Annotated in this window: 3 protein-coding genes; 2 read left to right on the top strand and 1 reads right to left on the bottom strand. The window is 72.6% G+C overall.

Translation table 11 applies throughout. The annotated features are described in order from the left end of the window. Positions 1 to 156 precede the first annotated feature (156 nt). Positions 157 to 561, bottom strand: coding sequence for a DUF4174 domain-containing protein (locus tag AX737_RS08235; RefSeq protein WP_066920499.1), 405 nt, complete (start codon positions 559 to 561; stop codon positions 157 to 159). 199 nt (positions 562 to 760) lie between these two features. Here AX737_RS08235 and AX737_RS08230 point away from each other — a divergent pair, with 199 nt between their 5' ends. Then, entirely contained in the window at positions 761 to 1,774 is a 1,014-nt protein-coding gene (locus AX737_RS08230; protein ID WP_066920497.1) for an NADP-dependent oxidoreductase, read from the top strand. 210 nt (positions 1,775 to 1,984) lie between these two features. Then, a partial coding sequence (gene ssb / locus AX737_RS08225) for a single-stranded DNA-binding protein (RefSeq protein ID WP_066920495.1) occupies positions 1,985 to 2,475 on the top strand: 491 nt, incomplete at its 3' end.

Here is a 2,475-nt window from a genome sequence, read left to right as displayed (position 1 = left end):
GTGCTACACCGTCCCGCGCGTGCGCTGGACGCCCTACGGCTACCGCCGGGTGCTGGTGGAACGCTGCTACTGACACCGAAGCGGCGTCCGCACACGATCCGGAGGGCCGCCCGCGGGCGGCCCTTTCTCGTCGCGCACCGTGGCGGAATGGCTGCGTCAGCGGCTCCCCCGCATCTCGTCGCGCCGCATCGGCATCGCGTCGATCGTCGCGAACAGACGCTCGGGTGCGACCGGTTCGGTCGCGGTCAGTTTCGGCCCGCCGTCCTTGCCGATCAGCACGGCGCGGAACGCCCGGTCCGGCAGGCCGAGGCGGCGCCGGAGCGCGGACGCGTCGGCACCCGCGCCGACCGCCTCGACGACGACGAGATCCCGCTCCCGCAGCCCCGCGCGGGCCGACGCGAGGGCCTCGCGCTGCGCCAGCAGGGCCGGGTCCCGCGCCTCAGGTGCCGCGACCACGAGGATCCGGGCCTGTCCCCGATGGGCCGCGAGCGGATCGGAGGCGGCCGACCCGTCCGCACCGAGCGCGAGCGCGAGGGCAAGTCCGAGGGTGAGGGGCCGCATGTCGGTCTCCGGATGGCGGTTCGTCGGACCGAGACAACGCGCGAGAGCCGGTGAGGCGCCGCCGCGTGCGGATCGGGTTTTCCGGCCGGATTGGCCAGCCGGGTTTGCCAGCCGGGTTTGCCAGCCGGGTTTGCCATGGGCGGCACACGGTCCAGATTGACCGGACGATCGGGATTCCGAGCCAGCAGGAGAAGCCGTGATGGCCGCCATGAACCGTCGCATCGTGCTCGCCTCGCGCCCGCACGGCGAGCCGACGCCCGCACATTTCCGCATGGAGGAGGCTCGGGTGCCGACGCCGCGGGAGGGCGAGATCCTGCTGCGCACCCGCTGGCTCTCCCTCGACCCCTACATGCGCGGGCGCATGAGCGCCGCGAAGTCCTACGCCCAGCCGGTGGCCATCGGCGAGCCGATGGTCGGCGGGACGGTGAGCGAGGTGGTGCAGTCCAACAACCCGGACTACGCGGTGGGCGAGCTGGTCTCGGCCTACGGGGGATGGCAGGACTACGCGATCTCGGACGGTCGCGGCCTGCACCGGCTGCCCCCTGGGCTACCGCCGACGACGGCGCTCGGCATCCTCGGCATGCCCGGCATGACGGCCTATACGGGGCTTCTCACCATCGGTCGGCCGAAGGCGGGCGAGACCGTGGTGGTCGCAGCCGCCGCCGGCCCGGTGGGCTCGCTCGTCGGCCAGATCGCCCGCCTCAAGGGCGCCCGGGCGGTCGGCATCGCGGGCGGACCGGACAAGTGCCGCTACCTCACCGAGACGCTCGGCTTCGACGCCGCGCTCGACCACCGCGCCGACGACTTCGCCGACGCGCTGGCGGCCGCCTGCCCGAAGGGCATCGACGTCTATTTCGAGAATGTCGGCGGCGCGGTCTTCGAGGCGGTGCTGCCGCTCCTCAACGACTTCGCCCGGGTGCCGGTCTGCGGGCTGGTCTCCGGCTACAACGCCACCGAGCTGCCGCCCGGGCCCGACCGGCTGCCGACGCTGATGCGCACGATCCTCACCAAGCGCCTGCACCTGCAGGGCTTCATCGTCTGGGACTTCGCCGACCAGCAGGAGGCCTTCGTCCGCGACGTCGGCGGCTGGCTCGCCGAGGGCAAGGTCCGCCACCGCGAGGACGTCGTCGAGGGCCTGGAACGGGCGCCGGAAGCCTTCATCGGCATGCTGCGGGGCCGGAATTTCGGCAAGCTCGTCGTGCACGTCGCCTGAATCGCCGGCCGTCCGTCCCCGGGGCGCCGGGGCGGGCGGCTTGCCGGCTTTCTCGAACAAAGATAGAACATCACCGCGACCCGCGCCGCATGTGTTTACCGGGAACAAGGGCCCGCCCCGCGTTGCGGCGGCCGCTCCCGGGGCTCATCAAGGACCGGCCCGGGCTCGTGAGACGAACGCCCAGTGAGATCGGAACGGTAGGAGAGAGCGATGGCGGGCAGCGTGAACAAGGTGATCCTGGTGGGCAATCTCGGGCGCGACCCCGAGACGCGCCGCCTCGGATCGGGTGATCCGGTCGTGAACCTCCGGCTCGCCACCTCCGAGACCTGGAAGGACAAGGCCTCCGGCGAGCGCAAGGAGCGCACCGAGTGGCACTCGGTGGTGATCTACAACGAGAACCTCGCCCGCGTGGCCGAGCAGTACCTGCGCAAGGGCTCGAAGGTCTACATCGAGGGATCGCTCCAGACCCGGAAGTGGACGGACAATTCGGGCGTCGAGAAGTACACGACCGAGGTGGTGCTCCAGCGCTTCCGCGGCGAGATGACCATCCTCGACGGGCGCGGCGGCGGTGGCGGCGACTTCGCCTCGGACGAGGAGGGCGGCGGCGGACAGGTCAGCCGCGGCGGCGATTTCGGCGGCGGCCGCGCGCAGGGCGGCGAGCGGGGCGGCGAGCGCAGGCCGGCGCCCGCCAGCGGCGGCGG

The sequence above is a fragment of the Methylobacterium sp. CCH5-D2 genome (genome assembly GCF_001556475.1).
GTDB classification, from domain to species: domain Bacteria; phylum Pseudomonadota; class Alphaproteobacteria; order Rhizobiales; family Beijerinckiaceae; genus Methylobacterium; species Methylobacterium hispanicum.
This window is presented reverse-complemented; position numbering and strand designations above follow the sequence as displayed.

Excerpts from the sequence above, each read along its gene's own strand:
- AX737_RS08235 (WP_066920499.1), bottom strand. The coding sequence starts at position 561 with ATGCGGCCCCTCACCCTCGGACTTGCCCTCGCGCTCGCGCTCGGTGCG.
- AX737_RS08230 (WP_066920497.1), top strand. The coding sequence starts at position 761 with ATGGCCGCCATGAACCGTCGCATCGTGCTCGCCTCGCGCCCGCACGGC.